The organism is Corallococcus exercitus, assembly GCF_042231735.1.
Classification (GTDB): domain Bacteria; phylum Myxococcota; class Myxococcia; order Myxococcales; family Myxococcaceae; genus Corallococcus; species Corallococcus exercitus_B.
In genome coordinates, this window is sequence record NZ_CP102577.1 from 5868843 (window position 1) to 5895358 (window position 26516).

Consider the following 26516-nt stretch of genomic DNA (forward strand, 5'->3'; position numbering starts at 1 on the left):
ATGCCCCACGGCGGGTGCGCCCCCGCCCCCGCGTCAGGGCTCCAGCCAGAAGTGCTCCCGGCCTGACGGCCCCCGGCGGATCCTCGGCGGGCTCCCGGGCGCCGGGACTCCGGCCCCGTCCGCCCAGGGCGCCGCGTCCTCCTGCGTCAGATTCCAACGCGAGGTGGAAGGCGCTTCATCGTCCGGCGGCCAGGCGGGCGGTACCTCCAGCGCGGCGGGCGCCCGGGGGTCGGGCTCCGGGAAGGGCGCTGTCGCGGAGCTGGGCTCCGGAAGGGACGCGCCCGTGCGGCGGCGCCACAGCCTGCCCGCCACCAGCAGCCCCACCGCGCCGGCCATCCACCCGAGTCCCCGGCCTGGCCTCGTGGCTCGCATCGCAGGCTCCTTCCCGGCGGGCCGGGACGTCCAGGCTCGCGCCCCCACACAGTGGGGCGTGGGCACGCGCGCGGCCAGCGTCGGGTCCGGCGGCTCCGCCCTGCATGCTCGGTGTCCGGACAGAAGGCAGGAGGGCGGTCGGTGTGGCGTCGTGACCGGCGTGCGGCGCGCCGAGCCCCCCGAAGCATCCAGCGTCAGGGGTTTCCCTGGGCGCAGGTGCACCCACCTTCCTCGTGATGGCCGTGGCGGGCACCTCGCGTCCCTTCCCCCAAGGAAGCCGACATCAGCACGACGGATGACCCAGGCGCTCCGCTTCCGACCACACCCGACCCGACGTGAAGGCACAAGGAGCCATTCAATGATGATCAAGCGCAACGACATCAAGGAAGGGATGACGGTCCGTAGCAGCGACGGCGAGAAGCTGGGCAAGGTGTTCGCCGTGAGCGACGCCGAGTTCCACATCGAGAAGGGGATGTTCTTCCCGAAGGACTACCTGGTCCGCTACTCGGAGGTGAGCGACATCCGCAACGGGGAGATCATCCTCAACCATGGCCGCGAGGCGCTGAGCAGCCTGTCGGACTCCGGCGTCATGGCGGGCCGGGGCGGTGGCGCGGGCGTGGGCCCCGGGGCCGTGGGTGCGACGGCGGCGACGGCCACCGGCAGCAACGTGGGAGGAATTGGCGCGGGAGTAGGCACCGGCGCGCGGACGGCCGGCATCCAGGACCGCGACCTGCGCACCGACATGCGCGCGGACGACATGCGGGGCACGGAGCGAATCGCGAGCGACGACGTCACGCTGCGCACGCACCATGAGGAGCTGGGCGTCACCAAGCACCAGCGCGCCGCGGGCGAGGCCCAGGTGCGCAAGGTCGTCGTGGAGGAGATGAAGACGGTGGAGGTCCCGCTGCGCCACGAAGAGGTGGAGGTCGTGCGCCGCGTGGCGAAGGACCCTGTCCCCGGCGACATGGCGGCGTTCCGCGAGGAGACCATCCGCATCCCGCTGAGCGCGGAGGAGGCGGAGCTGACCAAGCGCACCTACACGGACGAGGAGATCAGCATCCACAAGCGCGACATCGAGGAGCAGGAGAGGATGCAGGGCAGCGTCCGTCGCGAGGAGGTGGAGGGCGTGACGGTGGTGCGCACCGAGGGCGACGTGGACGAGGAGACGCGCCGCACCGGCTACAACGCGAACCCGGACATCGATCCACTCAAGCGCTCGTAGCGCCACGGGACGGAAGAGACAGACCTTGTGCTCCGCCCCGCATGCCGCGCCTTCACGCGCGCGGTGTGCGGGGGTGGCGCATCGGTCGCGCTTGCTCAGCGCGGGGCGCGCGTGGGCGGCGTGGCGCGGGTGGGCATCTCCCGCGCGCGGTCCACGGCGGTCTCCAGCCGCTGCGAGTCGCGCAGCCGCTCCGGGAAGAGCCGGCCCGCGAGCGCCGCCAGCGCCGTGTCGCGCGCGGGGGGACACGCGGACACCAGCCGGTCCGCCATGGCGTGGGCGGAGTCGAAGCGGGCCTCCGGGGCCTTGGACAGCGCCACCGACAGCACGTTCCACAGGGCCGCCGGCACCTCCGGGGGTTTGGTCAGCTTCTCCTGGCAGATGGCCTTCATGGTGGCCAGCTCGTCGTCGCGGTCGAAGGCGCGCCGGCCCGTGAGGGCCTGGTAGAGGATGAGCCCCATGGCGAACAGGTCGCTGCGCGCGTCCAGCTTCTGGCCCAGCGCCTGCTCCGGCGACATGTAGAGCGGCTTGCCCTTCACGATGCCCGGCAGCGTCACCGTGCGCTGCGCGCGCACCTTGGCCACGCCGAAGTCCAGCACCTTCACCTGGCCGTCGAAGCCCACCATCAGGTTGTGCGGTGACAGGTCGCGGTGCACCAGCTCCAACGACGCGCCGTCCTCGCCCCTGAGCCCGTGCGCGGCGTGCAGCCCCAGGAGCGCCTGCGACACGATGGCGGACGCCACCGCCGGCTCCATGGGGCCCTTGTTGGCGCGCAGGAGCCGGTCCAGGTCGATGCCGTTCACCAGCTCCATGGCGATGTAGTACGCGCCCTGCGCCTCGCCGAAGTCGTAGACGTGCACGAGGTTGGGGTGCGACAGCCGCAGGCCGATGCGCGCCTCGTCCAGGAACTGCTGCACCATCTCCGGCTGGGCCGTCAGGTGGGGCAGGATGCGCTTGAGCGCCACCAGCCGCCCCAGCCCCTCCGGCCCGCGCGTGCGCGCGATGAGCACCTGCGCCATGCCGCCCGTGCCCAGGGGCCTCACGATTTCATAGCGGCCGATGCGCCCGCGGTTGACGGGCGTGCCGTCCACGTCCAGCTCGTCCAGCCGCTCCAGGGGGCCCCGGCCGTCCGTGAGCGCCAGGAAGGACAGCACCGCCGAGTCCAGCTGTTCGCCAATCGCCTCCACCAGCCCCATCACCCGCTTGCCGCCGTCCTCGAAGTTCCCCTCCACCACCAGCCCCAGCCCGCCCAGGTTCAGCCGCCCCAGGTTGAGCTGCTGGCAGAAGAGCATCCGGCCCTCGCGCAGCTTCCGGGCGCCGCTCCAGTGGGCCGCCTCGAAGACGTCCACGCCCAGCTCGCCCAGCACGCGCGTCAGCACCGGCCCCCGCGTGCCCCGGAGGGACACGAAGCCCGCCTGCGCGTGCACCATCCGGGCGCACTGCGTGAGGAACACGTCCAGGCCGGTGTCGAGGTCCAGCCCCCGCTCCAGGCAGTCCTCGATGATGTCGTCGGCCATCCGGTTCACGGCCATCAGGCCGCGCAGGAAGGCCAGCTCTTCTTCCGGGGATTGGAACGCCACGCATCCATCAATACCCGAAAACCCGGCGGGGATGGAGCGCCCTCCGGGTGGGACGTCAGACGCGCTCGCGCTCCACGCGCACCACCGGGGACAGGTGCTCCGGCAGCTCCCTCGGCTCCGGGGTCCCCCGGGTGACGGGGTGCTCCAGCATGCCGTGCCGGTCCAGCATGTGCTCCAGGTGCGCCACGCGCGCGCGCAGCCCCTCCAGCTCCCCGGCGGCCACCTGACCCCGGGCCTGGACCTCGCGCACGCGCAGCCACGTGTCCACCACCGGCTTGAGGGCGAAGCGCAGCGTGAGACCGAAGAGGGGCACGCCGAGCGTCATGCCCACGACGAGGATGGTCACGATGGCGTCTTCGGTCTGCATGGCGGAGGCTCCGGAGGCTGGGAAGCGAGGGACTCCGGGCCTACGAACGGAGGGACCGGGCGATTGCACCGCCCGGCCCGCGCCCCGGGGTGAGGCGTCAGCCGGACTTCGCCTGGTCGGTGTAGATGGCGTCCGCGATGCGGTACGCGCTGCCCTCCAGGCGCTGGAAGGCTTCCTTCAGGGCGCCCGCGTCGGAGGTGTTGAGCACGGAGCGCAGGCGCTCCAGGTCCGCCTGGATTTCGCCGCGGTCCTTCTCCGACAGGAGGTTGGCGTACTCCTCCAGGCTCTTCTCCGTGGTGTAGATGAGCCCGTCCGCGTTGTTGCGCAGCTCCGCCAGCTCCTTCTTCTTCTTGTCGTCCGCGGAGTGCGACTGGGCGTCGTTGATCATCGCCTGGATTTCGGCCTCGGACAGGCCGGAGTTGCCCACCACGCGCACCTGCTGCTGCTTGCCGGTGCCCAGGTCGCGCGCGCTCACGTGCACGATGCCGTTCGCGTCGATGTCGAAGGACACTTCAATCTGCGGCACGCCGCGCGGCGCGGGCGGGATGCCCACCAGTTCGAAGCGCGCCAGCGTCTTGTTGTCCGCCGCCATCTCGCGCTCGCCCTGGAGGACGTGCACGGACACGAGCGGCTGGTTGTCCACCGCGGTGGAGAACACCTGGCCCTTCTTGCAGGGGATGGTGGTGTTCTTGTCGATGATCTTCGTGAAGACGCCGCCCGCGGTCTCCACGCCCAGCGACAGCGGGGTGACGTCCAGCAGGAGGACGTCCTTCACCTCGCCCTTGAGCACGCCGCCCTGGATGGCGGCGCCCACGGCCACCACTTCATCCGGGTTGATGCCCTTGTGGGGCTCCTTGCCGAAGAACTCCTTCACCTTCTGCTGCACGCGCGGCATGCGCGTCATGCCGCCCACCAGGAGGACCTGGTTGATGGCCTGCGCGGTGACGCCCGCGTCCTTGAGCGCGATGCGGCACGGCTCGATGGAGCGGTCGATGAGGTCCGCGACCAGGGCCTCGAAGGTGGACCGGTCCACGGTCTCCGTGAGGTGCTTGGGGCCGGACGCGTCCGCGGTGATGAACGGGAGGTTGACCTCCGTCTCCGGGGCGCTGGACAGCTCGTGCTTGGCGCGCTCGGCGGCTTCCTTCAGGCGCTGGAGCGCCATGCGGTCCTTGCGCAGGTCCAGGCCGTTGTTCTGCTCCGCGAAGCGCTTGGCCAGGTAGTCGATGAGGCGCTGGTCGAAGTCCTCGCCGCCCAGGAACGTGTCGCCGTTGGTGCTCTTGACCTCGAACACGCCGGCGGTGAGCTCCAGGATGGAGATATCGAACGTGCCGCCGCCCAGGTCGTAGACGGCGACGCGCTCCGTGGTCGCGTCCTTCACCTTGTCCAGGCCGTACGCGAGCGCCGCGGCCGTGGGCTCGTTGATGATGCGCAGCACGTTGAGGCCCGCGATGCGGCCCGCGTCCTTCGTCGCCTGGCGCTGGCTGTCGTTGAAGTACGCGGGGACGGTGATGACGGCCTCGGTGACGGGCTCACCCAGGTAGTCCTCCGCCGTCTGCTTCATCTTCATCAGCACGATGGCGCTGACTTCCGGCGGGCTGTAGCCCTTGCCCCGGATTTCGACCCACGCGTCGCCGTTGGGGCTGGGCGCCACCTTGAAGGAGGAGACGCCAATGGCCTTCCTCGCCTCCGGCGAGTCGTACTTGCGGCCGATGAGGCGCTTGGCCGCGAAGACCGTGTTCTCCGGGTTGGTGATGGCCTGCCGCTTGGCAATCTGGCCCACCAGGCGTTCACCGGAGTCGGTGAAGCCCACCATGGAGGGCGTGGTGCGGCTGCCTTCGCTGTTGGGGATGACCACCGGCTCGCCGCCTTCCATCACGGCGACGCAGGAGTTGGTGGTGCCCAGGTCGATTCCAATCACCTTCGCCATGACTACTGACTCCCCCCCGAGGAACTGTCATCGGACTGCGCGGGCGCCTGGGGCGCCGTGGTGCTGCCTTCTTCAGAGGCCTTGGGCGCTTCCGTGCTGGCGGCCGGCTCCGGCGCCGCGGCGGCGACTTCGGGCGCGCGGGCGACGACGACCATGGCCGGACGCGCCAGGCGGTCGTTGAGGTAGAAGCCGCGCGTCACCTCATAGACGACGTGGCCCGCCGGGACCTCGGCGGTCTCCACCTGCTGGATGGCTTCGTGCAGGCGCGGGTCGAAGGGCTGGCCCTTGGCGGAGAAGCCCTTCACGCCGTGGCGCGCGAGCGAGTCCTCGAAGGACTTGCGCGTCATGGCCACGCCCTTCTGGAAGCTGTCGAAGTCGGGGGACTTGCCGGCGGCGTCGAGCGCGCGGTCCAGGTTGTCCACCACGGGGAGCAGGTCCTTGAGGAGCTTCTCCACGCCGAACTTCTGGACGTCCTCCTTCTCCTTCTGCGCGCGCTTGCGGTAGTTCTCCAGGTCCGCGGCGGAGCGGATGGCCCGGTCCTGGAAGTCCTTGGCGCGCTCGTGCGCTTCCTTCAAGCGCTCCAGCGTCTCGCGGGCCTTGGTCTGGCTGAAGTCCAGCTGCGCGCGCAGCGACTCCACCTCCTGACGGAGCGCGGCCGCGTCCTCGGTGGGGGGAGCGACTTCGGGGGAGGAGGCGTCCGCTTCGGCGGCAGGGGCGGAGACGTCCAGCTCCACCTCCGTGCCCGCGCTGTCGGCGTCTTCGTCCATCCGACGCTCGACGCTGCGAACCGCCTCGTCGATCACGTCCTGCCCGATGTCCGTCTGGATGCTGCCCTTGTCATTGTCCTGGGTACCCGACACGGCGCGCACTATCTCACGCGCCGGGGAGCGATCCAACAGGACCGGAGAAGGCCGCGCGCGCCCGGAGTGCGGGCAGGCGCGACTTCATGGGGAGCGGAACTTCACGCCCCGGGCGCGGGTTTCTTGCGGCCCAACGTTTTCTTGGAAGCCGATTTCTTCGCGGCCCGGGCGCCCTTGGGGGCGGCGGGAGCGCCCGCGGTCTTCTTGCGACCGATGGACTTGTCGGCGGCCTTCGGCTTGTCGGCGGTCTTCGCGCGGGCCGGGCGGCTGGGGGCGGCCTCCTGCGCCGGGGCGGCCCTGGGGGCCCTGGCGGCGTCGCCGGGCGGAGGGGGGGGGGAGGCGGTTTGGGCGCCGGAGCCGGGCTTGAAGGCCTCCTCGACGGAGGTCTCCACGCGGCGCACGGCGGTTTCAATCTTCTCCGCGGCCGTCTTGGTGGTGGCGGCGGCCCAGGTGCGCAGCTGCACCAGGCCTTCCTTCACCTTGGCCTGCTTCTCCGGGTCCTTCACTTCCTTGAGGAGGCGCTCGGCCTCGCCGCGGAGGTCGTCCGTGGTGCGCTTGAGGTCCTCGCCGGTGCGCTTGAGGAAGTCCATCAACTGCCTGTCCCACTTCTCGGCCATGACGCATCTCCTCCGTCTGCTCGAACCCATCCAACTGCACGCGCGGACCGGGCGCAAAGCCTTCCGCGCTGTCCGTGTAGGACGGCGGACCGCGCCATCGATTGCCATGTGGCAGTGCGTCAGGCGCTCCGCCGGGGTGCAAGCGGGGGGGCTGGCGACAGTCGGATGGCAGACACGTTAAGGTGCGTGCCCTCTTCCGGGATGGCCGCGTTGGGGCGGGCCCGGTGCTGGAGCGTTCCCTTATGTCGTCCCGGTCCCTTCGAGCGTTCGCGTCGCTCGTCCTCGTCACGTCCGTCGTCGCGCTGTCCGCCTGTGGTTCCGAGGAGCCGGGGTCGGCGGGGCCGGTGATGCCCCAGGTGGAGCTGCCGGCGGCCACGGTGGGCGCCGCCTTCGAGAAGGTGCTGACGGCGTCAGGCGGCACGGCGCCGCTGACGTATTCGGTGGACCAGCTGCCGCCGGGCTTCTCCTTCTATGGAGACACCGGGCGGCTGGTGGGGCCCGCGACGACGGCCGGCGAGTGGACGCTGAAGGTGGGCGTGCGCGACGCGAAGGGCGCCCAGCACACGCGGGGCTATGCGTTGCGCGTGTGGCCGGCGCCGGTCATCGCCACGGTGTCGCCGCTGCCGGCCGCGACCGAGGGCAGCGCCTACACCTTCACCTTCACCTCCACGGGCGGGACGCCGCCCCTGACCTGGTCGCAGGTGGGCGGGGCGATTCCGGACGGCCTGACGCTGACGGAGGACGGGCTGCTGACGGGCACGCCGTGGGTTTCGGCGCTGTTCGAGTTCACGGTGCGGGTGGAGGACGCCAACGGCGCCCACGCGGAGGCGGTCATCCGGGTGCCCGTGCGCACGTCGTCCGGGCAGCTGCCCGACGGCGGTCCGGTGACGGACGGCGGGACGAAGACGGACGGAGGCACGCAGCCGACGGACGGCGGGACGCAGCCGACGGTGGGCTTGAAGGTGGGCAACTGGAACATCGAGTGGTTCGGCGACACGACGCCGGGCAACGGCCCGGGCGACGAGGCGCTGCAGCTGTCGAACGCGACGGCCATCATCGCGGACGCGGGGCCGGACGTGCTGGGCGTGGCGGAGATCGTCGGCGTGGACGCGTTCAACTCGCTGAAGGCGGGGCTCTCCGGCTACAGCGGCCTGCTCGCCAGCGGCTACTACTACGGCTCCGCGGACCAGAAGGTGGGCCTGCTCTACAAGACGGACGCGGTGGAGCTGGTGAGCTCGGGCGTCGTGCTGACGGAGTGCGCGCAGGACTTCGCCTACCGGCCGCCCTTCCGCGCGGACCTGAAGGTGATCCGCGGTGGCGCGAAGGTGGACCTGACGGTGATGGTGCTGCACATGAAGGCGTTCGCGGACTCGGATTCGTACCTGCGGCGCCAGGGCGCGGCGGCGTGCCTCAAGAACTACCTGGACACGACCCTGCCGACGCAGAACGTGATGGTGCTGGGTGACTGGAACGACGACGTGGACGCGTCCATCTACACGCCGTACGCGTCGCCCTACGCGGACCTGGTGAACGACCCCACGCGGTACAAGTTCCTCACCCAGCCGCTGTCGGAGTCCGGTGAGCGCTCGACGGTGAGCAACAGCCAGTTCATCGACCACCAGCTGGTGACGAACGAGCTGGCGGCCTACTACGTGGCGAACTCCACGAAGGTGCTCAGGCCGAGCATCGTCAGCTACAGGAGCACCACGTCGGACCACTACCCCATCTTCAGCCAGTTCAACTTCGGCGTGGCCTCGCAGGCGGGCAGCGTGAAGGTCACGGCGCCCAACGGCGGTGAGACGCTGCAGGCGGGCAGTACGTTCAGCATCACCTGGACGTCGAGCAACGTGGCGCAGGTGACCATCACGTACACGCTGGACGGGACGGTGTGGCGCACGGTGGCGTCGAACGTGGCGGCGTCCAGCGGGCGCTACACGTGGACGGTGCCGAGCGAGTCCTCCTCGTCCGCGCGGGTGCGGGTGGCGGACTCGGCGCGCGCGGACGTGGCGGACGTGAGCGACGGGGCGTTCACGCTGACGCGGCCGACGCAGACGGTGTTCATCAACGAGTACCTGCCGCAGCCCTATCCGCCGGCCAGCGGCGGGACGACGCCGGACTACGACCAGCAGTTCGTGGAGATCTACAACGCGGGGGCGACGGCGGTGGACCTGAGCGGCTGGAAGATCCACGACGCGAAGTCGTACTCGGGCGTGGAGGCGGCGCGGCACACGTTCGTGCCGGGCACGGTGCTGCCGTCGGGCAAGGCCTACGTGGTGTACTCGGGCGCGTCCGCGGTGCCGGTGGGGGCGCAGTACGCGACGTACGCGAACAACAACGGCTACGGGCTGCGGTTCGACCGGGGCCTCAACCAGAACGGCGCGGGCGACGCGGTGTACCTGGTGCGCGCGGACGGCACGCTGCAGGACAGCCACTCGTACCTGACGTCCGACGTCCCCGTGTACCAGGGCTATTCGTTCAACCGTTCGCCGGACACGAGCGCCACGGGGACCTGGGGCCTCTGCTACGAAGTGGGCGGCTACCTCTACACGTCGACCCCGGGCTCCCGCGCGAACGGCAACGCGTTCTGAGCGGACCGCGGTGACATGACTTCCACCCGGGGTTCTGCTTGGGTGGACGGATGCATGTCTGGCGTCAGGTGGGACGGGGCGTCACGGCCGTGGCGTTGTGTGTGTGGCTCGCGGCCCACTGTCGAGCGACTTCCGTCACATCACGAAGCGGCCCGGGCTTGGGGGCAAGGAGGAGTATTGCACCCGCCGCTGCACCCAGCCCTACCTGGATTGCATCGCACTCGAAAAGCTCCAGCCCCAGGAGCTTTCATCCCTGGATGCGGTCTCTGAATGGGCCCGGCGCAACCAACGGGCCATCCTGGTGGGCAGCGTGGTGGTCATCGCAGGGGTCGCGTTTGTCGTCGTCTCAGCGGGCGCGGGGCTCATCGTGCTCGCGCCCGCGCTGCTTCTCACGACGTCATCCGTGGCCCCAGCACAACACCTGGTGGAGAGCGCACCATGATGCACTTCTTCGACAAGTTGGAGGTGCTGGGACGGCACTCCTCGGAGAGCACCTCCGAGGAAGAGCAGCAGGCCTACCTCTTCGCAATGGATGCCATCTACTTCATCCTGGGCACCGGCCAGGGCACCGAGTTTGAAGCATATGTCCGAAGCCAGGCTGCCTCCGCGCCTCCGCTGGTCATCGCCCGGTTCAAGACCCAAGAGGAGGCGGAAGTCGGCATGAACGCGCGGACGCCCCCAGTTGATTCGGCGCGCGTGCTGATTGGAGACGACTACTACTCCGCCATGTTCGTTCCAGCCACGGGGCGAACCCAGCTGGTCTTCATGCCCCCCATCCTGGAGCAGTACCTCCAGGAGATGGCGAACGAGCGGCGCCCGCCTTCGGGCCTGTCCTTCGCCACGAAGGAGGAGGCGGAGGCGTGGATGAACCAGCAGCCCGCGCCGCCCCAACAGGTGGTCATCGACATCGCAGGGGCGCCGTATCTGGCCGCCTATCACCACCGCATCGACTACCGCGTCCTCTATCCCCTGCCCGCCCCCACGCCTCCTTCGCCCAAGACGTGAGGGCCACGGCGGTGTGGACTACAGCCGGAACTGCACGCGCACGCCCGGCTGGATCCAGACGTGGATCTGCTTCTCGTCGTCGGTGAGGTCGCGGTCAGCCCGGAGGTCTCCCAGGCTCGCGGAGAACTTCGTGTACTGCCCCACGGACGCGGAGATGTAGGGGCCCACGGCGATGGAGCGGGTGAGCTGGAGGTCCACGCCGAAGTGGGCGTGCCCCAGGTCATAGCCCTCCAGCTTCCCCCAGATGCGCGTCGCCCCTTCGCCCGTCTCCGCCGTCCCGATTTCGTAGCCCACGCCCACGCCCACCCAGGGCGAGACGAAGCCGTCCGGCCGGAAGTGGTAGTCCAGGTCGATGCCGAACCGCATCACCTTGCTCTTGCACTTCACGCCGTCCACGCAGTCGTCATTGGGCCCGGACGCGAAGCCGTACTGGAAGTAGCCGCCGAGCGAGAGCTGCCGGGTGAAGAAGTACGTGAGGTCCACCTGCGGCGCCACGGTGCTGCCGAAGGTGTTGTCCATGGAGGTGTCGGTCATGGAGTCGCCGACCGGAATGCCGAAGGCGCCGCGCACGCCCAGCGCGAGCCCGGAGTCCGAGGACTCCTGGGCCACGGCCGGCAGGGCGCCCAGGCAGGAGGTCAGCGCCAGCGATGCGATGAAGTGTCGAGCAGTCATGTCGTCCAGGGAGAAGGGCCGTCATGCGACGGCGGTGGGAGTTGACCGCGCCACGCACTGCAAGCCCGCGGCCAGGGTTCCCTGATGCGGGCGCCCCGGCTTCGAGGGGCGTGGCGCGTGGGAATGGCCCGGAAGCGCGACAGGAATGTCAGTCTTTCGATGCGGGCCATGGCAGGGCACGCCATGCGAGAGTGCCGGCCCAAGCCATGTCCTCCCTGCTGACCGAAGACTCCGAAGCCGTCCGCTGGCTGCGTGCCGAGCTCCAGGCCCGTGGGCTGACCCGCATCGAGCTGTCCGCGTCCTTGAAGCACCAGGGAACGCTTCATGACGACACGCTGATCTTCACGGCGCCGGATGGAGCGCTGAGCTTCGGTTCCCTGCCGGAGGCCCCTCGTGCCCAGGTCCAGGGACTGATGAAGCGGTATCACGCGTCAGCGCCCGGGCGGGGGGACGTCGCGCTGTCCATCGTCTGCGAGGCAGCGGGTCCAGCGCGCATCCGGTGGATGGATGAAGCCCAGCGACAGCACGACGCACGGGAGCAGGCCCGGGCGGAGGCCCACTTCGATTCACGGCGCTACGGACGCGCGCTGGCGCAGCGGGTGGCGGAGATGCTGGACGCGGGAGCGGACCTGTCCCTCACCGTGGATCCTCGCGAAGGCGTGTCCCGCGCGCTGTGGCGGTCCGGGGAGGGCACGTACGCGCGGGGCCTCCGGTACATCCAGGGGGACTCCCAGGCGCAGCAGACCTTCGCCTCGCGGGATGAGTTCATCCGCTGGCTGGGGGAGCAGAGCGACGAGTCCCTGGCGAAGCTGGAGCATCCGGACGACCCGCGCATGTGGGGACTCGGGACGTTCAACCGCGAGTACTTCGCCCGGAAGACGGGCCGGCGCTCGTAGCACCAGCGGCGCATCGCACGAACCTGTCCGACAGTCGGACAGGTTGGGATTGCGTCGGGCGGGACCACCGCAGAGTAGGGCTTTGCCTGCCGACTCCCATGCGTGTCACCCCTATCTGTTAGGTTTGAAGGATGGAGGTGACCCATGATGTCGCTGTCCACTTCGGTCATTCCCCTGGTGCTGACGGTCCTGATGGGCACCACGGCGGTCGCGCAGTCCCGGACTCTCGCGGTGAGGGAGCGCAAGGCCCGGCAGCTCACGCTGCGCGCGGAGGAGCCTCCGGTGCTGCTTCCGCTGCGTGTCGCCGCCCAGGAGGTGACCACCGTCACCTTCGATGCGCCCATCGTTCCGGAGTCCGTGGACCGGAGCGTGCTCGCGCCCTTCTTCTCGCGCGTGGCGGTGCATGAGGACGTTCTCGTGCTCAAGGCATCCATGGACATCCCCGCCGGGAAGGAGCCCGTGCTCACCGTGCGCTTCGCGGGGCCGGGCGCTCCGGCGCGGGTGGGGTTCGTGCTCACGACCGTGGAGGCGGAGGTGGATTCACAGGTGGAGGTGTTCCGGCAGGGGCGCACCGCGCAGGACCTGGGGAAGGAGCTCGCGGACCTGCGGGCCCGGTGCGCAGTCACCGAAGCGGGGCTCGCGACGCTGCGTGCGCAGTGCGCACACAGTGGACTGGGCGGCGCGGTGTTGATGGGGGTGATCACCCGTGAAGGTGTCGCGGTGGACTACCTGCCGGAACTTCCCTTGAGCATGGACATGACCGCCAAAGGCCCCCACGTGCTCTACAGGACGGCGAGCACCCGAGCCCTGTCGACCTCACTGCTCAACTCCGCGGGGGCAGCCCCCTGGATCCCGGGCTTCGCCCGGATGACACCGAACGGGCCCAACGCGCGCGGAATGCCGGTCCGTGAGTTCCCCCTGCTCATGCAGGTGAAGCAACTGGCGCCCGGAGAGCGAGCCACCGTGGTGGTGGAATGGCATGTGCCTCCGGACCTGCCCGCGGGCACGGACTTCACGTTGGAGCTGCTGGACGCGAAGGGCGAACGCGGCGTGCGCTGGGAGCAGGTGGCGCCATGAGTTCCCATGAGACAATGCCCGGCGAGCACGCGGGAAGGATGCGTCACGCCTCCACGAAGCCTGCCCAGAAGGCCTTCCGCCCTCCCCTTCCTTCCGTGCTGCTGATGGTGGTGGATGCGCTTCCTGCTGGCACGCCCATCGGAGACTGGCGGGTCATCCAACGAGTGGCGGCAGGCGGATACGGCACGGTCTACGTCGTGCACGCGAAGCGTCGTCCTCGCGGCAGGCGGTACGCCCTGAAGCTCGCTCGCCAACCCGACAGCCCCTGGTTCTCACGCGAAGCGGAAGTGCTGTCCCGCTTGCGGCATCCGGGAGTGCCTCGCTTCGTGGCCTCTGGCAACTGGCGGCCGGGCTCCGAGAACCATCCCTTCCTGGTCATGGAGCACGTGGAAGGCGAGTCGCTTGATGCGTGGGCCCGCGCTCGCAATCCCACGGCTCGCGAGGTGGGCGCACTGTTCATCCAGGCCGCGGAGGTCCTGACCTTCGCGCACCAGCACGGCGTCCTGCACCGTGACTTCAAGGGAGACAATCTCCGCGTCCAGCCCGGTGGACGGCTCACCCTCCTGGATTGGGGGGCGGGCTGGCATCCCGAGGCTGCGCCCCTCACCGGAACGGGCCAACTTCCTCCCGGAACAGCGCACTACTTCAGCCCGCAGCTTCACCGATGGCGGATGGAAGCGCCTTCAAGGCAGGCACAAAAGGCTCCTCGCTACGGCGTTGCGGATGAGCTGTACGCCGTGGGCGTCACCTTCCACCGACTGCTGACCGACGCCTATCCAGCGCTCCCGCTGGCTGGAGAGGGACCGGCACGCGCATGGCCCAACCCGCGCGTGCCGGAAGCGCTGGCATCGCTCGTCACGCGCCTGCTCGCGTTCTCGCCCGAAGCACGGCCTCCGAGCGCAGCCGCGCTGGCCTCCGAACTGCATCAGGTCCTGGCCCATGCGGATTCAACCTGGGACCTGCCCCTGTTCGACTGGGTCACACCGCCCTCTGCGTCCTCACGCACGACCCAAGAAGCGCCCGGAATGGCGGGGCCCGTGGCTCCAGGTCAGGAGGTGGCGCTCCAACACGCGCGCCTCCAGCGCCTGGACCGGCTCCAGCGCCTTCGCGATGCACGCGAGCTACGTCGGCGGGTCCCCGGCCATGTCGCCCGGATGGAAGCCCGGGCCATCCTCGCCGCGAGCCCGGTGCGCCGCCGCAGGATGCTGCGGGCCCTGGGGCGTCGGGGGGCAGCCTGGCTCGCCTACGCAATGGCCATGGTGTGGCTGGGCTGGAGCCTGGGAGTCTTCTCGAAGGCCGACGTCGCTGTGCCAGCACGTCCCGCCACGCCTCCCGTGGCGCGAGTACCTGAGCCCGACCAAGCTGCCGCGTCCGGAGCGGCCCCTCCCTTCCCCGCGCCGCTTCCGCTGGAGAAGGAAGCCATGAGCATTCCCTTGAAGCAGGACCGCCCGGTCCGCGGCCACTCGCTGGCGCGAGGCTGCACGTTGGCTGTCGGTGCGGCATCGACCCTCATCGCTTGCGCGGGTGCGCAGGTGGTGCCGAAGCCCCAACGCTGCCCCACCGAGGCCCTGGATGCGATGAAGGCACTGAAGCTGCGGCGGGATGGAAAGGCGGCCATCACGCTCGACATCCGCTACCCCTTCCGTCCGGATGCCGAGTTGGTCACCGTGGGCGAGGGAGACATCGTCAGCGTCCTGGAGGAAAAGCACGGCGGGCTTCCGGAAGGGACCCTGCTCTACGGACGGATGTGGACGGGGGGAGCGGAGGTGGTGGGTCGCTACACCCGGGCGGAGACGCCTGACGGCCGAACCTACCCGGTCTGCTTCGTCCTCGGGAACAGTGACGGCCGGTGGCCCAAGGCCCCGGGCTCCAAGCCCGGTGCAGCGCTCCTTCCCCGGAGCGTGGGCTACACCGTGGTGGACGCGTTCCCGTAGCGGGCCTCATGGCGGCAGGTCGCGCAGCAGGCGCGTCAGGGTGATGTAGAGCTCAAGCCCCTGGAAGTACCACAGCAGCAGGACCGCGCTCCCCAGCACGAGCCCCCCGAACGCCAGCACCGCACGGCCGACAGGGGGCTGTGCCTTCCGGTCCACGCGCCGGAGCGCCGACACGCCACAGAAGATGGCGAGCGGCGCGAACAGGGGCGTGATCAGCGCGGCCAGACCCAAGTGCAGCGCATGGTGCGCGAGGGGGTTGTCCCGCTGCCGTGCCCGATAGCGCTCCAGCACCGGACGAGGGACGTCCCGCTGGAAGAAGAGCTGGTTGCGCGCGCTGCGATGGGCGAAGAGCGCGCAGTCCGTGAAGAAGAGGAACGCCATCAACAGCACGGGCCTCGCGTCCTCGCCCCACTTCATCCAGCCGATGACCGTCAGCACCGCCGGGGTGATGAGCAGCGCCTGCCGGGCCCAGGGCCTGCCCAGGTAGTAGCCCGCGGCCACGCCCGTCACCGACAGAAGCACCGCCGAGAGCGGGACGATCCAGGCGTTGTCCGGCCTCGCCAGGGCACCCAGGATCCCTGACACCGCGATGACGTCCACGGCCGCGACGAGCAGCGCCACCGCCTCCGCCCACCCGTCGCGCTTTCCCAGGTGGGTGAGGCGGAACAGCTCCAGCGTGTCCGCCTCCGAAGACCGCACGCCGGAGCTGGAGGCCTGCTCCCGCACGACCAGGGACATGGTCCCAATGTCGCACGGAGGTGAGCAGGTGAAACGCTCAAGGCTTTCGCGCCGCTATTCCAGCAGGTCGAGGAGCGCCATGGGCTCCCTGGGCTCCAGCAGGTCCAGCCGATGCCGGGCCTTCACCGCCAGCTCGAGCGGCTGAACCCCATGACGGAACCAGGCATGCGCGATGCGGTCGATGCCAGCACCAATCAACGGCGCCGCCGTCCGCAGGCTGGCGCGGAGCGCGACCGCGTTCGTCTGCCCACCGTGCAGCACCAGGTTGCGCTGGCGATAGAGCCGGCGAAATGCCCGCACCGCATAGCCCTCCACGTCCTTCAGCTTCTTGCGAGGCTCCTTGAGCAGTCCATCCATGCGTGCGACCGCCGCCCGGTGGCTCCAGACAGGCTCTGCCCAGGAGAGCGGCTGACCTTGTCGGATGGCTGCTCCCATCAGGGCCGCACGTTCGTGACTGCTCACGCACCGCAGGAGCTGCGCCTGGAGGGGGCTGGCACTGCTCCGGCCCTGCAGGGACGCCAGCAATGTCAGCTCCGCCCTTGGGAACGAGCACGCCACCAGGGAAGCCAACCGGTCACCGGCAGGTGACTTCTGGCCATCCTCGGGCGCGACCAGCAACGCTTCGATGGCGGCCCAGCCCGCGGCCACTGCGACCACGGCGGGCGCGTCCAACTGCCCCAGCAGTTCGAAGGCCGCGTCGACCCGGCTGGGAGGCCCGGACGCGAAGAGCTGGTCCTGACGCTCCAGACTGCGGACCTCGACCCGCCGGTGTCGACGCAGCGGCAGCGGCTGCCGGATGCCTTCGACGTACGCGTGCTCTCCAGGCCGCATCTGCTGGCCTGTTCCGATGAGAAGCCGGGCGGTCAGCTTCTCCACCGTCTCCGAGGCCCGCTCCGCCGCGGAGAAGGCATCGCGGGCTTGAACCGTCAGCAGCCAGCCTCCGCCCTGCCGGACATGGGTGGCGTCGAAGCCATTCGTGATGAGCCACTTCGAAACCGTGGGCGCATCACACCATTCGCGCGGGGGAGCCCCCTGGAGGCCCAGCGCGTTGTGCACGGTCAGAAGGACCTGGAAGCGCGAGGGCTGTGTGCGGGCCAGGGCATGCGCCTCCTCCAGCAACTCCGACAGACGATAGGTCTGCGTGGAATGGACGAGCCGGTACGTCAGCCAACGATGGAGGAAGTCAGGGCTGAACCCCGCATCCAGCAGATGAGAAGCGACGGCGCGGGCCACCCGCTCCGGTTTCACCGGGATGCCCAGTGCGAGCTGTCCGGCCCAGCGGGACAGGTACGACGCCTCAATCTCCTCGGTGAGACGGTGCACCGCGGGCAGCTCCCCTGAGCGCGGCCTCAACGGCGAGCCGAGCAGCCGCTGCAGCAGGCTCCGGGACTGCGGTGCGATGCCTTCATCCGGGCCCAGGGCTCGGGACAACTCACTCGCCAGCCACTCGACCGCCTTGTCGGAGAGGACGCCCGCCGGGACAGCCTCCACCGCCTCCAGCAACTCGCGGAGGCTGAGCACCGTTCCCACTTCCCAGAGTCCCCGGAACCAGGCGGTCCAAGCCGCGAAGAACTCCAGCAGACGTGCCGCCACCAGCTGTGAGCTGTCCTTGCCTTCAAGCACCGAGCGTCCTATTTTTCGAGCAGGTCGCTTGACCGCCCTCTCTACGGAGGCCGTCCCCGCCCGGGAGCCGTTCATCCCTGTGGGTCTCGGCCTCCATTTTTTGTCCGCGAGCAGGGCCACAGGTCAGCCGCCCCTGCTTCCGCGAACGTCCCACCGCTCAATGCAGGATTCGAACCCGCGGCCCCTGGCCCCGGAGTCCGCCTCCCGGGTTCGCAACAACCCCAGGGCCCGGGCTCAATAAAACGCGCGCCGTGCGTGTGGCGACGACCCGATTTTCCAGGTCATTTCGTATCTCATTTCCAGAAGGGGCCCGGGAGGGCCGGGCACGGGGCCCGGCGGGGCCACCTACCCGGGACGGAGCCTTCCGCGTGCTGCCAGGAACCGAGCGGTCAGTCTTGGAGGCCTTCCGCCGGGGTGACACCGCGGTGCTCACCCAGGTCTACCGCACCTATTCACCCGAAGTGCTCCGCTACCTGTCCCGGCGCTTCTCCGTGCACTCGGAGACGGGCACGCGCTCCGTCGCGCTCACGCCCCTGGACCTGGACGCGGCGCACCAGGAGACGTTCGTCCGGGCCTTCCGCCCCCACATGCGCCAGGCCTACGACGGCGTGCGCCCCTACCTGGGCTTCCTGCTCACCGTCGCCCGCTCCACCGCCATTGACCTGATGCGCGCCTCCGGCCGCGTGGCCCGCGAGGCCATCCCGCTGGATGACGCGCCGGAGCTCGTGCACGCCCCCACCGAGGGCAAGAGCCCGGAGGAAGAGGCCCTGGGCGCCGAGGTCCGCTCCATCGTGCGCCGCTTCCTGGAGGCCCTGCCCGCGGAAGGGCGCGCCCTGGCGCAGCTGCGCTTCATGGACGGCCTGTCCCAGGAGTCCGCCGCCGACCAGCTGAAGCTCACCCGCGGCGAGGTGCGGGTGCGCGAGCGCCGCCTGCGGCTGCAGTTCACCGAACACCTGAAGGACTCGGGCTGGTTGGACAGTGACGTCGTCCCGGGACGCCTGCAGCTGGGCGCCCTGCTGGCCACCCTGGCCCTGCTGTGCGCCATCCCATTCGGGAGCCTCCCATGAAGTGGTACGAGCGACATGTGGACGCGGGACTGACGCGCTGGTCCCTGGGGGAGCTGTCCGCCCCCGAATCCTCGCGGCTCTTGCGCCACGCCCACGCCTGCGCCCGCTGCGGCACCCGCTACGACAAGTGGGCCCGCGCCCACCGCGTCTTCGAGTCCGGCCAGACGGACACGCCCACCTCCACGGAGCTGGAGACGCTCACCGCCGCGGGGCTGGAGGCCGCCCTCACCGCCGCCGCCCCCGCGGACACCGCCCCCGCGCGGTGGCCCACCCTGGCGGTGCTCGGCGCCACGCTCGCGGCCCTCTTCCTGGCGGTGGTGGTGACGCCCGAGTCCGTGGGCCCCACCGCCCCCACCGAACCCGCTGAACCCGAGTGGAGCCCGCGGGGGGCCGTGCATGACCCCACCCCGCCCCCCGCGCCGCTGGCCCAGCCCGTCCTGCGCGTCTTCTGCGCGGCGCCGGGCCAGTCCCTGCGCGAGCTGCGCACCGGCACGGCGTGCACCCCGGGCGCCACGCTCGCCTTCGCGGCGGGTGCCCGTCCTCCCTACACCCACGTCGCGGTGCGCGTCCGCGCCGGCGGCCACGAGGAGGTCAACGGCCCCTTCGCGCTCAGTGGAAAGGCGGGTGAGGAGCGCCCCCTGGAGCTGACGGTCGCGCTGCCCTCGGGCTCCGATATGGCGGAAATCACCGCGACGTTCTCCGAGCACCCGGACGCCACCCTGGCGGCCTTGCGCGGCGGGACGACGGAGGGGGTGGTGGTGCTCAGGCAGGAGGTCCGGGTAAAGGATTCTCCATGAAGAAGCTGGAAGTGCTCCTGGGAGCGGCCCTGCTGTTGGCGGCTCCGGAGGCATTCGCGGACACCGTTCGGCGCGCGCTCGTCATCGCCCACAACGGCAGTGACGACCCGGCGCTCGCCCCGCTGCGCTACGCGGACGACGACGGCGTGCTGTGGGCGGAGACGCTCAAGCGGCTGGGCGTGGAGACCACGCTGCTCGTGGATCCGGACGAACCCACGCGCAAGGGCGGCAGCCGGGTGCTGAAGTCCGCGCGGGCCCCCACGCGCGCCGCGGTGGAGCAGGCGGTGAAGCACCTGCAGGCCGCGGCGCTCGCGGACCACGCGGCGGGCCGCCAGACGGACGTGCTCATCGTCTACGTGGGCCACGGCAACACGGACGACGCGGGCCGCGCCTACTTCACGCTCGCCGACTCGCGCCTGGACCGGACCAGCCTCTACACGGAGGTCGTGGATCCGCTGGGCGCGGACTACGTGCACGTCATCGCGGACGCGTGCCGCGCCTCCGGCGTGGTGGGCAGCCGCGGCGGCACGCCGGACGCGGCGGTGCTGGCGGAGCTGCGCGGGGTGCTCGCGCGCGAGCAACTGGCGTCGCGCCCGCACGTGGGCGCCCTCTTCGCGGAGAGCGAGGACGGGGAGACGCACGAGTGGTCCCGCATCCGCGCGGGCGTCTTCAGCCACGTGGCGCGCTCCGGCATGCTGGGCGGCGCGGACATCAACGGCGACGGGCAGGTGGAGTACAGCGAGCTGGCCGCGTTCGTGGCCGCCTCGCTGCACGGCGTGAAGGGCATGCCCGCGCGCCTGTCCGTCAACGCCTTCGCGCCCACGGCCCAGCCCCGCCGCCCGCTGGTGGGCCCCGCGCCGGAGGGCCCTTCCGTCACCTTCCCCGCCGGCTTCGAGTACGCGCGCCTCTCCGTGGAGGACGCGGAGGGCCAGCGGCTGGTGGACGTGCGGCGCTCGCCGCAGCAGTGGACGCAGATCCTCCTGCCGCCGCGCGACGTGTACTGGGTGCGCACGCCGAACGCGGAGGCGCGCGTGACGCTGGCGCAGCTGTCCTCCGGCACGGTGGAGCTGCGCCCGCGTGAACTGCAGGAGCGAGGTCCCGCGGAGGAGGCGCTCCGCCGGGGCCTGTTCGCCGTGCCGCTGGACCGGTCCTTCTACGACGAGTACGTCGCCGCCGTGGGGCTGGTGCCGGTGGACTTCAGCAGCCCCTTCCAGCCGCCCGTCATCGGCGGGGCGCGCTCCCCAATGGCCACGATGGCGGCGCCGTCCGACTGGACGTCGAAGCTGGAGCTGGGCCTGGGCGCGGGGCGCTCGCCGCTGGGGCTGGCGAAGTTCGCCACCGGGCCCAGCCTGTCGTGGCGCACGCCGTCGTCCTCGCTGGACCTGCTCTATTACGGCGTGCGCGGGGCGTACGGCGTGACGCCGCTGGCGGCCCGCGACGGCATCCGGCTGCACCGCTTCACGGTGGAGGGCCTGCTGGGGTTGCAGGCCCCGGCGCGCACGCCGCTGTTCGCGGAGGTGGGGTTGGGGTGGGGGCTCCTGGGCCTCACGGCGCCGGGCTTCCGTCAGGCGGACCCCGCGCTGCTCACCGGCCACGTGGCCGCGGGCGTGATGGGGCGGCTTGGGGGCATGCCCCTGCGGCTGTCGGCCCAGGTGGGCGTGGACCGCGTCACGGCCAACGGCCAGACCGGCATGGATCCGCAGTACGGCCTGGAAATCTCACTGCGGCGCTAGCGGACGCGGGCCGTCGGGCCCGGCCGTGTCCGCGTGCGGGTGCGCTGGTGTCGCGCCCGCGAGCGCCAACCTCGAGCCCTGACGGTCCTCCCGTGTCCCGTTCATTCCTCGTGCACACCGCGCTGTCGAGCGCCGCCGTGGCCGCGGTCCTGCTGACCGGCTGCGACCCCATCTGCACGGATGGGGTTTCCCGCCCTGGGCAGGGCCAGGTGACCCGGAGCGCCGCCGGCACCTGCGTGCAGCTGGTGGTGACCCACCCCGACGCGGGCTCAGAAGGCCCCGACGGAGGCGAGCTCCCCGACGCGGGCTCGGACGGGGGCACGTGCGGCGCCGCACGGGGCTGGACGACGCGGGTGCTGGACGAGGGGATCGACAACATCACCACCGCGTTCGTCTTCGACGCGCAGGGCGTGGGTCACTACGCCTATTCGAAGGACGAGCGTCTCCACGTGGGCACCACCCGGCCGGGCGACGTGCCGGTGCGGGTGGAGAGCGTGACGCTGCCCTTTGACATGACCATGGCGCTGGCCGCGGACGGCACGCGGCACCTGGTGTTCCAGCAGGGCACGACCGTGGGCTACGCGCACGACACCGGCGGGGTCTGGCAGTCGCAGCTGCTGGTCACGGGCTGGTCCGCGGCGCTCGCCCTCGATGCCCAGGGCTCGCCGTACCTGCTCATCGGCCGGCCCTACCCCCAGGTGGGCTACCTGCTCGGCACCCGCTCCGCCACGGGGAGCTGGGAGCTGACGCCGCTGGAGATCGGCCCCCGGGGCGACCGCGAGCGGATGGTGGTGGATGCCGCGGGGCACCTCCACATCGCGCTGGTGCGCGCGTACGGCACGGAGAACCAGGTCGTGTACGCGAGCAACGCTTCGGGGACGTGGACCGAGGAGCGGCTGGACTGGTGGCTTCCCTTGAGCTCGCCGCGCTACCGGATCGCACTCGAGGTGGACGCGACCGGACAGCCCTCCCTGGTGGGCTCCAGCACGCAGGGGGCCTGGATGTGGACGAAGGAGGCCAGCGGCTGGAAGTCGTACGGGTTGGGGGCCTACCTGAGCCGGGGCCCCGCGGTGGTGCGAAGCACCCTCTTCCCGAACATCCGCCACTTCCTGCTGGATGACGCGGACGTGCACGCGTACGAAAACGGGAGCACCAGCCAGCTGGTCGTGCGGTCGATGTACGGCACGTCCGTCTACGGCGCGACGCCGCCGCTCGTCCTGGAGACGCGGGACGGTGGCAACGCGTTTCCCGGCCCCTCCGCGCTGCATGTGGATGACGCGGATGACCAGAACCGGGCGCAGGCGGGCTTCTCCTACGTGCACTACCACCGCCCACTGGACGGCGGCACGGAGACGACGCGCGGCATGCGCTACGCGCGCTACTGCCCGTGAGGCCCGTGCGGGAAGCGAGCGGTTGCGGGGCGCGGAAGCCGGCGCCTACAGTCGCCGCGCCTTGAGCGAGTCCGTCCCCTCCCTGAGTCCGCCGCTCCCCGCCGCCTCCTCCCACCGGGCCCTCGCCGTGGCGCGAGCGCTGGCGGTGCTCGGCGGACTGGGCTGGTTCCTGTGGCTGGGCGGCGGGCCGGTGCTGCCGCCCACGAACATCGACTGGATGATGCGCGAGGACTGGGCCGCGCACATCTTCGGCTGGCTCTTCTTCCGCAACGCGGACTGGACGCTGCCCCTGGGCTCGGCGCCCAACCACTTCTACCCGTATGGCTCGTCGGTGGCGCTCACGGACGGCAACCCGTGGCTGGCGCTGCTGTTCAAGCCCCTCGCGCCGCTGCTGCCCGTGGACTTCCAGTACACCGGGCCGTGGCTGGCCCTGTGCTACGCGCTGATGGGCTCCTTCGGCGCGCGGCTGGTGGAGACGGTGTCGCCACGTCCGGTGCCCATGGTGCTGGGCGGCACGCTGCTGGCGCTGTCGCCGGTGATGGCGGCGCGCTTCAGCCACCCCACGCTGTGCGCGCACTGGCTGCTGCTGGCCCTGCTGTGGCTCAACCTGCGCGACCTCCCGGACGCGCGCGCCGCGACGCGGAGCCTGGGCCTGGCGGCCCTCTTCAACGCCATCGCGTCCGGCACCCATCCGTACTGGGTGGCCATGCTGATGCCGCTGACGCTGACGCTCGGGGTGCGAATCGGCTGGAGCCGGAAACTCGGCCCCGCGCGCGTCGCGGCGGCGGTCGCGGGCATCGCGGCGCTGGACGTCGTGCTGTTCGCCCTCTTCGGCTACTTCGGCGGCAGCGGGCTGGGCGCGGAGGGCTTCGGGGAGTTCTCCGCGGACCTGGCCACGCTGGTGAACCCGATGGGCTGGTCGCGCGTCTTGTCGGACCTGCCCGCCGCGCCCCGGCAGGGCGAGGGCTTCGGCTACCTGGGCGCGGGAGCGCTGCTGCTCGTCGTGCTGGCCTGCGCCAGCCTGCTGGTGCGCCCGCGGGAAGCGCGCACGCTGGACTGGCGCCGGGTGCTGCCCGCGGCCGTGGTGGTCCTGCTCATGGCCGTGTACGCGCTGTCGTCGCGCGTGACGTGGCTGGGCCAGCCGGTGGCGGAGCTGGGCGCGCTGTACGCGCCGCTGGCGAAGATGACGAACGCGTTCCGCGCGTCCGGCCGCTTCGTCTGGCCGCTGCACCACCTGCTCGTCGTGGGCGCGGTGCTGCTCATGGTGCGCCTGTGGCGCGACGTGCCCGCCGTGGCCGTGGCCGCGCTGGCGGTGGCGCTGGCACTGCAGGCGTACGACGTGCGCGAGGAGAAGAGCGCCCTGTTCAAGCCCGTGCGCTTCCAGCGGCTGAAGTCCGCGGACTGGGACGCGCTGAAGGGCCCGTATCAACACCTGGCCCTCTTCCCGCCGCATGTGCAGTGGGTGTGCCGCTACGACGAGCCGCTGGTGAACGCGCTGGCGTATCAGGCGTACCGGCTGAAGCTCACGTTCAACAGCGGCTACGCGTCGCGCACGCCGGAGGCGCTGACGGCGGAGTGCCACTCGCCGCTGCCTCCGGGCGGCCTGGACGCGGGCACCGCGTACGTGGTGCTGCCGGAGCACCTGCGTCCCTTCCTCGACGCGGGCGCCCGCTGCGGCGCGGTGGAGGGCCTGCCGGTGTGCGTGGTCGCGGGCAACACGGATGCGTTCGCGCAGGGGCTCGCGCGTCAGCCCATTCGTTGACACAAAGCAGCACTGAAATTCCTTTCAGTCCCCCTCCCGCTCGCTGTTACCTTGCAGGTAGCCCCGGTCTGCCGCCGGGGCCGCTACTTGCGAGGGGAGCGACGATGCCTGCGATGACGAAGCACGCTGCGGGGACGGTGTCCTGGGTGGACCTGATGGCCTGGGACCTGACGAAGGCCCAGGACTTCTACGGGGCGCTGTTCGGCTGGACGTTCCAGGAGGGCTCGAAGGAGAACGGCCACTACACCATGGCCTTCAAGGGAGCCCACCCGGTGGCGGCGCTGATGCCGCGTCCCAGCGACGCGCCCTTCCCGCCCATCTGGAACACCTACTTCGCCGTGGAGAGCGTGGACCGCTCCGTCGCCCGCCTGAAGGAGCTGGGCGGCAACGTGGTGATGGAGCCCATGGACGTGATGGACGCGGGGCGCATGGCCTTCTGTGCGGACAACACCGGCGCGCCCTTCGGCTTCTGGCAGCCGAACCAGTTCGCCGGCTCGGGCTTGGTGAACGAGCCCGGCGCCATGACCTGGCACGAGGGGAAGACGCACGACGGCGCGAAGGCCGTGGCCTTCTACAAGGACCTCTTCGGCATGACGGCGGACAAGATGCCGGATGACCGGATGCAGTACTGGGTCCTGAAGAAGGACGGCCAGGAGACGGCCGGCGTGATGCAACTGGATGACAAGACGTCCGCCAACGTGCCGGCCCACTGGATGGTCACCTTCGCCGTGGCCAACACCGACCAGGCCGCGGCCACCGTCACCGCCAAGGGCGGCAAGGTCATCATGCCGCCGTTCGATTCCCCCTACGGCCGCATCGCCATCGTCGCCGACCCCGGCGGCGCGGCCTTCGGCGTCATCACCCTGGCACAACCGGCGAAGTAGCGGGCCCACGCCGGGCTGGGCACCGTGTGCATCCGGCAGTCTTCATGACGCAACCGGATGCACACACGGGTCCAAAGTGTGCCATTCGCAGGCAATGACTCACCCAGCTCCGATCAGCAAGGGAAGGGAGGATCACCAACGATTCGAGCCTTGAGAGCATTCCGTGCTTTAGTCGGGCCACGTTGCGTCATCCAGTGGTGGGGGCGAACCCAGCGGCCATGGCCTCGGACTTCTCGAACACGCTTGAATCGCTTCGTGTGCATTCTCTCTGGCGCAGCCTGGGGTGGATGCTGGCAGGAATCCTGGTGATGGGATTATGGGCGGCCTGGTTCTTCTCCGCTGAAGTCCCTGTTTCAGAATCCGCTCCCGCCCGGCTGGAGGTCAGCCAGACCGCGCATCCCATTGAAGCGCCCGTCTCCGGGCGCATCGCACGCATCCATGTCTCCGAGCTGAACCGCGCCGTGACCCAGGGTGAGTTGCTTTTCGAGCTCGACACCAAGGCCCAGCGCCTTGAGCTGGAGGCAACCGAGGCACGCCGCAACGCGCGCATGGCGCAGCGGACGCTCCTGGCGAATGAGTATCAAATCGAGCTGTCCCTCCAGAAAGACGTCGAGGAGACAGCGCGGCTGTCGATAGCAGAGGCCCGGCTGCGTCAGGAGCAGTCCGGAACGCTGACCGCGCAAGCCAACAACGAAGCGGCGCGAGTCGGAACGCTCCTGGCCCAGGGCTTCGCATCGGAGGCGGAGCAAGAGCTCGCGGTGGTGCGCGCACAGCAGCAACAGGCTCAATCCGAGGTGTCTCGGATCGCGATGGCGCGTACCGCGCGGGACTCCCGCCTCTCCGAAGGCGCCCGCCAGGTCCTGCTTGAACGGCTCAAGCGAGACCTCTCCCTGCTCGACGGTGAAATCGAAAGCGACCGGTGGCTCATCGAGCGCCTGACCCACCAGATTGAACAACGCCTCATCCGGGCCCCCGTCGCGGGGCTGCTCGCGGAGCGCATTCCGCTTCAGCTGGAGCGCTACGTTCACGAGGGCGAAGGGCTGGCATCCATCCTTCCCCCGGGACAGCTTCAGGTCGTGGCTGACTTTTCACCGAGCGCGGCCATTGCTCGCATCCACCCTGGCCAGCACGCCTTCGTCCGGTTCAATGGCTTTCCCTGGACCCAGTTCGGCAAGCTTCCCGTCACGGTGTCACATGTCGCCAGCGAGCTTCGTGAAGGGCGCGTCCGCGTAGAGCTTTCCATTCCCTCCGCGCCGTCAGGTCCGCTCGTCCTTCAACATGGGATGGGTGGAATTGTCGACGTGGAGCTGGCTCGCGCGTCCCCTGCCACCCTGGCGCTCCAGGCGCTGGGACAGCGGCTGGATGCCATGGGGAGAGACTCCCTCGAGACGCCCGAGGCCCACTGAC

General features: G+C 70.5%; 23 protein-coding genes and 1 pseudogene. 15 read left to right on the forward strand and 9 right to left on the reverse strand.

All coding sequences use genetic code 11. The annotated features are described in order from the left end of the window. Nucleotides 1-33: 33 nt before the first annotated feature. Entirely contained in the window at nt 34-372 is a 339-nt protein-coding gene (locus NR792_RS23050) for a hypothetical protein (RefSeq protein ID WP_375754831.1), read from the reverse strand. A 358-nt stretch (nt 373-730) separates the two neighbouring features. Here NR792_RS23050 and NR792_RS23055 point away from each other — a divergent pair, with 358 nt between their 5' ends. Continuing rightward, entirely contained in the window at nt 731-1594 is an 864-nt protein-coding gene (locus tag NR792_RS23055) for a YsnF/AvaK domain-containing protein (RefSeq protein WP_375754832.1), read from the forward strand. A 95-nt stretch (nt 1595-1689) separates the two neighbouring features. Here the strand turns inward: NR792_RS23055 and NR792_RS23060 are convergent, their stop codons facing one another. The 5 genes from NR792_RS23060 to NR792_RS23080 all read right to left on the reverse strand — a co-directional run bounded on the left by NR792_RS23060 (nt 1690) and on the right by NR792_RS23080 (nt 6942). Next, nucleotides 1690-3123 carry a serine/threonine-protein kinase gene (locus NR792_RS23060; protein WP_375761681.1) on the reverse strand — a complete coding sequence of 478 codons (1434 nt, stop codon included), beginning with the start codon at nt 3121-3123 and terminating at the stop codon, nt 1690-1692. A 103-nt stretch (nt 3124-3226) separates the two neighbouring features. Continuing rightward, nucleotides 3227-3538 carry a hypothetical protein gene (locus tag NR792_RS23065; protein ID WP_375754833.1) on the reverse strand — a complete coding sequence of 104 codons (312 nt, stop codon included), beginning with the start codon at nt 3536-3538 and terminating at the stop codon, nt 3227-3229. A 97-nt stretch (nt 3539-3635) separates the two neighbouring features. Then, entirely contained in the window at nt 3636-5465 is a 1830-nt protein-coding gene (gene dnaK / locus NR792_RS23070) for a molecular chaperone DnaK (RefSeq protein ID WP_375754834.1), read from the reverse strand. A gap of 2 nt (nt 5466-5467) precedes the next feature. Continuing rightward, a complete protein-coding gene (grpE, locus tag NR792_RS23075) occupies nt 5468-6334 on the reverse strand; it encodes a nucleotide exchange factor GrpE (RefSeq protein WP_375754835.1) in 867 nt (288 codons plus the stop codon). A 92-nt stretch (nt 6335-6426) separates the two neighbouring features. Continuing rightward, a complete protein-coding gene (locus NR792_RS23080; protein ID WP_375754836.1) occupies nt 6427-6942 on the reverse strand; it encodes a transcriptional regulator in 516 nt (171 codons plus the stop codon). Between the two features lie 242 nt (nt 6943-7184). Between NR792_RS23080 and NR792_RS23085 the strand changes: the two genes are divergently transcribed. The 3 genes from NR792_RS23085 to NR792_RS23095 all read left to right on the forward strand — a co-directional run bounded on the left by NR792_RS23085 (nt 7185) and on the right by NR792_RS23095 (nt 10535). Continuing rightward, nucleotides 7185-9530, forward strand: a complete 2346-nt coding sequence (locus NR792_RS23085; RefSeq protein WP_375754837.1) for a lamin tail domain-containing protein — start codon at nt 7185-7187, stop codon at nt 9528-9530. A gap of 103 nt (nt 9531-9633) precedes the next feature. Beyond that, a complete protein-coding gene (locus NR792_RS23090) occupies nt 9634-9972 on the forward strand; it encodes a hypothetical protein (protein WP_375754838.1) in 339 nt (112 codons plus the stop codon). After that, a complete protein-coding gene (locus NR792_RS23095) occupies nt 9969-10535 on the forward strand; it encodes a head protein (RefSeq protein WP_375754839.1) in 567 nt (188 codons plus the stop codon). Before NR792_RS23090 ends, NR792_RS23095 begins: the two co-directional genes overlap by 4 nt. Before the next feature lie 18 nt (nt 10536-10553). Here NR792_RS23095 and NR792_RS23100 read toward each other — a convergent pair whose 3' ends face one another. After that, nucleotides 10554-11207, reverse strand: a complete 654-nt coding sequence (locus NR792_RS23100; protein WP_375754840.1) for a hypothetical protein — start codon at nt 11205-11207, stop codon at nt 10554-10556. A gap of 206 nt (nt 11208-11413) precedes the next feature. On the opposite strand from NR792_RS23100, the gene NR792_RS23105 reads away from it, so the two are divergent. The 4 genes and pseudogenes from NR792_RS23105 (at nt 11414) to NR792_RS23120 (ending at nt 15114) form a co-directional block, all read left to right on the forward strand. Further along, the gene (locus NR792_RS23105) at nt 11414-12103 is read left to right on the forward strand and encodes a hypothetical protein (RefSeq protein WP_375754841.1); all 690 of its coding nucleotides are present in this window, start codon (nt 11414-11416) and stop codon (nt 12101-12103) included. Nucleotides 12104-12247: 144 nt separating this feature from the next. Then, nucleotides 12248-13180, forward strand: coding sequence for a DUF2381 family protein (locus NR792_RS23110; protein WP_375754842.1), 933 nt, complete (start codon nt 12248-12250; stop codon nt 13178-13180). A gap of 104 nt (nt 13181-13284) precedes the next feature. Further along, nucleotides 13285-14064: pseudogene (locus NR792_RS23115) on the forward strand (serine/threonine-protein kinase); the annotation flags it as partial. Nucleotides 14065-14601: 537 nt separating this feature from the next. Next, nucleotides 14602-15114 (forward strand): hypothetical protein, encoded by a 513-nt coding sequence (locus NR792_RS23120; protein ID WP_375761771.1) that lies wholly within the window; start codon nt 14602-14604, stop codon nt 15112-15114. Between the two features lie 6 nt (nt 15115-15120). Here NR792_RS23120 and NR792_RS23125 read toward each other — a convergent pair whose 3' ends face one another. Continuing rightward, complete coding sequence (locus tag NR792_RS23125; RefSeq protein WP_375754843.1) at nt 15121-15852, reverse strand: hypothetical protein; 732 nt, start codon at nt 15850-15852, stop codon at nt 15121-15123. A gap of 54 nt (nt 15853-15906) precedes the next feature. Then, nucleotides 15907-17475 carry a hypothetical protein gene (locus NR792_RS23130; RefSeq protein ID WP_375754844.1) on the reverse strand — a complete coding sequence of 523 codons (1569 nt, stop codon included), beginning with the start codon at nt 17473-17475 and terminating at the stop codon, nt 15907-15909. A gap of 395 nt (nt 17476-17870) precedes the next feature. Between NR792_RS23130 and NR792_RS23135 the strand changes: the two genes are divergently transcribed. The 7 genes from NR792_RS23135 (at nt 17871) to NR792_RS23165 (ending at nt 26515) form a co-directional block, all read left to right on the forward strand. After that, complete coding sequence (locus tag NR792_RS23135) at nt 17871-18542, forward strand: RNA polymerase sigma factor (RefSeq protein WP_375754845.1); 672 nt, start codon at nt 17871-17873, stop codon at nt 18540-18542. Next, nucleotides 18539-19339, forward strand: coding sequence for a hypothetical protein (locus tag NR792_RS23140; protein ID WP_375754846.1), 801 nt, complete (start codon nt 18539-18541; stop codon nt 19337-19339). The genes NR792_RS23135 and NR792_RS23140 overlap by 4 nt, the downstream gene beginning before the upstream one ends. Further along, a complete protein-coding gene (locus NR792_RS23145) occupies nt 19336-21072 on the forward strand; it encodes a caspase family protein (protein WP_375754847.1) in 1737 nt (578 codons plus the stop codon). The genes NR792_RS23140 and NR792_RS23145 overlap by 4 nt, the downstream gene beginning before the upstream one ends. Before the next feature lie 92 nt (nt 21073-21164). Next, complete coding sequence (locus NR792_RS23150) at nt 21165-22463, forward strand: hypothetical protein (RefSeq protein WP_375754848.1); 1299 nt, start codon at nt 21165-21167, stop codon at nt 22461-22463. A 61-nt stretch (nt 22464-22524) separates the two neighbouring features. Next, entirely contained in the window at nt 22525-24225 is a 1701-nt protein-coding gene (locus NR792_RS23155; RefSeq protein WP_375754849.1) for a DUF6311 domain-containing protein, read from the forward strand. Nucleotides 24226-24338: 113 nt separating this feature from the next. Beyond that, on the forward strand, nt 24339-25109 hold the full coding sequence (locus NR792_RS23160; protein WP_375754850.1) for a VOC family protein: 771 nt from the start codon (nt 24339-24341) through the stop codon (nt 25107-25109). Nucleotides 25110-25327: 218 nt separating this feature from the next. Further along, nucleotides 25328-26515: an HlyD family secretion protein gene (locus NR792_RS23165; RefSeq protein ID WP_375754851.1), complete on the forward strand. Its 1188-nt coding sequence runs from the start codon at nt 25328-25330 to the stop codon at nt 26513-26515. Nucleotide 26516 lies beyond the last annotated feature (1 nt).

Excerpts from the sequence above, each read along its gene's own strand:
- NR792_RS23050 (WP_375754831.1), bottom strand. The coding sequence starts at position 372 with ATGCGAGCCACGAGGCCAGGCCGGGGACTCGGGTGGATGGCCGGCGCG.
- NR792_RS23055 (WP_375754832.1), top strand. The coding sequence starts at position 731 with ATGATGATCAAGCGCAACGACATCAAGGAAGGGATGACGGTCCGTAGC.
- NR792_RS23060 (WP_375761681.1), bottom strand. The coding sequence starts at position 3,123 with ATGGCCGTGAACCGGATGGCCGACGACATCATCGAGGACTGCCTGGAG.
- NR792_RS23065 (WP_375754833.1), bottom strand. The coding sequence starts at position 3,538 with ATGCAGACCGAAGACGCCATCGTGACCATCCTCGTCGTGGGCATGACG.
- dnaK (WP_375754834.1), bottom strand. The coding sequence starts at position 5,465 with ATGGCGAAGGTGATTGGAATCGACCTGGGCACCACCAACTCCTGCGTC.
- NR792_RS23080 (WP_375754836.1), bottom strand. The coding sequence starts at position 6,942 with ATGGCCGAGAAGTGGGACAGGCAGTTGATGGACTTCCTCAAGCGCACC.
- NR792_RS23085 (WP_375754837.1), top strand. The coding sequence starts at position 7,185 with ATGTCGTCCCGGTCCCTTCGAGCGTTCGCGTCGCTCGTCCTCGTCACG.
- NR792_RS23095 (WP_375754839.1), top strand. The coding sequence starts at position 9,969 with ATGATGCACTTCTTCGACAAGTTGGAGGTGCTGGGACGGCACTCCTCG.
- NR792_RS23100 (WP_375754840.1), bottom strand. The coding sequence starts at position 11,207 with ATGACTGCTCGACACTTCATCGCATCGCTGGCGCTGACCTCCTGCCTG.
- NR792_RS23105 (WP_375754841.1), top strand. The coding sequence starts at position 11,414 with ATGTCCTCCCTGCTGACCGAAGACTCCGAAGCCGTCCGCTGGCTGCGT.
- NR792_RS23110 (WP_375754842.1), top strand. The coding sequence starts at position 12,248 with ATGATGTCGCTGTCCACTTCGGTCATTCCCCTGGTGCTGACGGTCCTG.
- NR792_RS23120 (WP_375761771.1), top strand. The coding sequence starts at position 14,602 with ATGAGCATTCCCTTGAAGCAGGACCGCCCGGTCCGCGGCCACTCGCTG.
- NR792_RS23125 (WP_375754843.1), bottom strand. The coding sequence starts at position 15,852 with ATGTCCCTGGTCGTGCGGGAGCAGGCCTCCAGCTCCGGCGTGCGGTCT.
- NR792_RS23140 (WP_375754846.1), top strand. The coding sequence starts at position 18,539 with ATGAAGTGGTACGAGCGACATGTGGACGCGGGACTGACGCGCTGGTCC.
- NR792_RS23145 (WP_375754847.1), top strand. The coding sequence starts at position 19,336 with ATGAAGAAGCTGGAAGTGCTCCTGGGAGCGGCCCTGCTGTTGGCGGCT.
- NR792_RS23160 (WP_375754850.1), top strand. The coding sequence starts at position 24,339 with ATGACGAAGCACGCTGCGGGGACGGTGTCCTGGGTGGACCTGATGGCC.
- NR792_RS23165 (WP_375754851.1), top strand. The coding sequence starts at position 25,328 with ATGGCCTCGGACTTCTCGAACACGCTTGAATCGCTTCGTGTGCATTCT.